Origin of the sequence: Sphingomonas sp. S-NIH.Pt3_0716 (genome assembly GCF_003950715.1) — a bacterium.
GTDB lineage: Bacteria > Pseudomonadota > Alphaproteobacteria > Sphingomonadales > Sphingomonadaceae > Sphingobium > Sphingobium yanoikuyae_A.
Genome location: NZ_QLJK01000082.1, coordinates 1 through 2,995 on the forward strand (window position 1 = coordinate 1; position 2,995 = coordinate 2,995).

The following is a 2,995-nucleotide window of genomic DNA, read 5'->3' on the forward strand; positions in this document are numbered from 1 at the left end:
CAAGTTTGATGTCCGATCTCTAACCAGGCGGAATAAGCCCGATCAGAAACCGCTCATTTTCAGGAGCCATTCCTGCACAATATATTCTAGTGGAATATATCGAGACATATAGGAACGGCCTAAATTTATCTGAATCCCTACGCCTGAAAGCCGTAAGAACCCAGGGCCGCCGCCCACATGTCCCTTCATCTAAATCACAATGTCAAAGAGCCGCACCGACATCAAAACCGGACAACCAGTGTTCCCCAAACTCTCGTTCAGAGGACCAGTGTCCGTCTATGTGGGCGACCGTTCCGAGCGCTTCCGTTTGGCAGCGCCCCGTCCGGTGAAAAGCCCTCTAGGCGGGGCATTTGATTCGGTCAACCGCGAAATTCCGCCCTTTTTGAATTTCCCCTCCAAAAGTTGAGAATGCGGCCCCTCCCGATTGCGTGAAAAGCCCGGTCTTTCGGGCATTTCGGAGATTTCACGCGCTTGTAATAAAAATGCGTTTCCGGAATCGGATTGGGCGCCGGGTCCCACGCCTCTCCATCCGAATCCCGATCCTGCTGCGGCAAGAATCGGGAATCAGGGGAGAATCGGTGCGAGAATCAGGCCAGCGGCTCGCCTTCCCACAATTCGGTATCGATCTGCGCCTGCGCATCGCGCGGGTAACGCGGCCCCGACACCGCCCTGAAATCGAACAGACTGTCGACGCGGTCGAGCAGCGGACGCGGCAGATCGAGCCTGGCCGCCGCCAGATCCTCGTCGAGATGGACCATGTTGGTCGTGCCGGGAATCGGCACGATGAAATCACGACGGGACAGCAGCCAGGCTAGGCAGAGCTGCGCCATGGTGCAGCCCGCTTCGTCGGCGAGCCCCTTGAGCTTCGTTGCCAACACCAGATTATGGGCAAGGTGGGGCGGCTGGAAACGCGGCATGGCGCCACGAATATCCCCCTCCGGCACGCCCTGTGGCCCAATCCCGCCGGCGAGCAGACCGCGGCCGACCGGCGAAAAGGCGACGAAGCCGATGTCGAGTTCCGCGCAGGCGTCGAGCACGGCAACCTCCGGGTTGCGGCTCAAGGGAGAATATTCGGTCTGCACTGCGGTGATCGGATGGACCGCATGGGCGCGGCGAATCGTCGCTGCCGACATTTCCGACAGGCCGATCGCGCCGATCTTGCCTTCCTCCACACCGCGCACCAGCGCGCCGACCGATTCCTCGATCGGCACCTGCGGGTCCAGGCGATGGAGATAATAGAGATCGATATGGTCGGTCCTGAGCCGACGCAGCGAATCCTCCAGCACGCGGGTGATCGCCTGGGGCGAGCCGTCGAGGCCGCGCTTGCCGTCAATCTCCGCCAGCACGCATTTGCTGGCGAGGGTGAAATCGGCCCGGCGGTCCATGATGGTGCGGCCAAGCAATTCCTCATTGGCGCCGAAGCCATAGAGCGCAGCGGTGTCGAAGAAGGTCACGCCGGCATCGAGCGCATGGCGCAGCAGCCGTTCGGCCTCATTCGCCGACGGGCGCGGCAGATAGGCATGGGAGAGGTTCATACAGCCAAGGCCGATGGCGGAAACGGTAAGTGCGCCCAGGCGGCGGGTGGGAAGAGCGGTCGTCATGGGGTGGGAAACATCCTGTCGGTTGGGGCCGTGCATGGCGCAAGAGATAGGTCCGCCTCTCCGCTCTGTCATGCCCTTGGTCATGCCCTTGGTCATGCCCTCACCCGGCAGGACGAAAGAAGATGGGGTTTACCCGGCTTAATAAAGCCAATCTTGCCCGGCGGGCGCAGCGGGGTCATTTCGACGGCACATTATAGACCCTTATGCCGCCCTGCGGCGCGAGCGAGCCCATGACCCCGAACCTTACCCATCTTCAGCGCCTTGAGGCGGAGAGCATACATATATTGCGGGAGGTAGTGTCGGAGGCGGAGCGGCCTGTGATGCTGTACTCGGTGGGCAAGGATTCGGCGGTGATGCTGCATCTGGCCAAGAAGGCCTTCTATCCCTCGCCGCCGCCCTTCCCGCTGCTGCATGTCGACACCACCTGGAAGTTCCGCGCGATGTACGACCTGCGCGACAAGGCCGCGCGCGACGCGGGCATGGAACTGCTGGTCCATCATAATCCCGAGGCCCAGGCCCGCGGCATCAACCCGTTCGACCATGGCGCGCTCCACACCGACATGTGGAAGACGGAAGGGTTGAAGCAGGCGCTCGACAAGTTCGGCTTCGACGCGGCCTTCGGCGGCGCGCGCCGCGACGAGGAGAAGAGCCGTGCCAAGGAGCGCATCTTCTCCTTCCGCACCGCCTCGCACGGCTGGGATCCCAAGAACCAGCGGCCCGAACTGTGGAACCTCTATAATGCCCGCAAGGCCAAGGGCGAGAGCATCCGCGTCTTCCCGATCAGCAACTGGACCGAGCTCGACATCTGGCAATATATCCAGCTTGAGGGCATCGAGATCGTGCCGCTCTATTTCGCCGCCCCCCGCCCCACCGTCGAGCGCGACGGCATGCTGCTGATGGTCGATGATGACCGCTTCCCGCTTGAACCGGGCGAAGTGCCGGTCGATCGCTCGATCCGCTTCCGCACGCTGGGCTGCTATCCGCTCACCGGCGCAGTCGAGAGCGAGGCATCGACCCTGTCGGAGGTAATCCAGGAGATGCTGCTCACCACCACATCCGAGCGCCAGGGTCGCGCCATCGACAAGGATGCCGGCGGCGCCGGCATGGAGAAGAAGAAGCAGGAGGGGTATTTCTGATGTCCGACGTGATCACACAGGACCCCGTCTACCAGACCGATGCGCTGATCGCGCAGGACATCGACGCCTATCTCGACGTCCACCAGCACAAGACCATGCTACGCTTCATCACCTGCGGCAGCGTCGATGACGGCAAGTCCACCCTGATCGGGCGGCTGCTCTATGATTCGAAGATGATCTTCGAGGATCAGCTCGAGGCGCTGCAGGCCGATAGCAAGCGCGTCGGCACGCAAGGCGGCGAGATCGACTTCGCCCTGC

Annotated in this window: 3 protein-coding genes; 2 read left to right on the forward strand and 1 reads right to left on the reverse strand. The window is 62.1% G+C overall.

The window, feature by feature from the left end:
• Positions 1-587: 587 nt before the first annotated feature.
• Positions 588-1,601, reverse strand: a complete 1,014-nt coding sequence (locus tag BRX37_RS25990; protein WP_125990315.1) for an aldo/keto reductase — start codon at positions 1,599-1,601, stop codon at positions 588-590.
• Positions 1,602-1,804: 203 nt separating this feature from the next.
• Here BRX37_RS25990 and cysD point away from each other — a divergent pair, with 203 nt between their 5' ends.
• Both cysD and BRX37_RS26000 read left to right on the forward strand, forming a co-directional pair.
• A complete protein-coding gene (cysD, locus tag BRX37_RS25995) occupies positions 1,805-2,737 on the forward strand; it encodes a sulfate adenylyltransferase subunit CysD (protein ID WP_318276973.1) in 933 nt (310 codons plus the stop codon).
• Positions 2,737-2,995, forward strand: a 259-nt coding sequence (locus BRX37_RS26000) for a GTP-binding protein (protein ID WP_318276974.1), incomplete at its 3' end; no start/stop codon positions are given. The genes cysD and BRX37_RS26000, both read left to right, overlap by 1 nt.

Coding starts and splice junctions, on each gene's coding strand:
- cysD (WP_318276973.1), top strand. CDS start 1,805: ATGCCGCCCTGCGGCGCGAGCGAGCCCATGACCCCGAACCTTACCCAT.
- BRX37_RS25990 (WP_125990315.1), bottom strand. CDS start 1,601: ATGACGACCGCTCTTCCCACCCGCCGCCTGGGCGCACTTACCGTTTCC.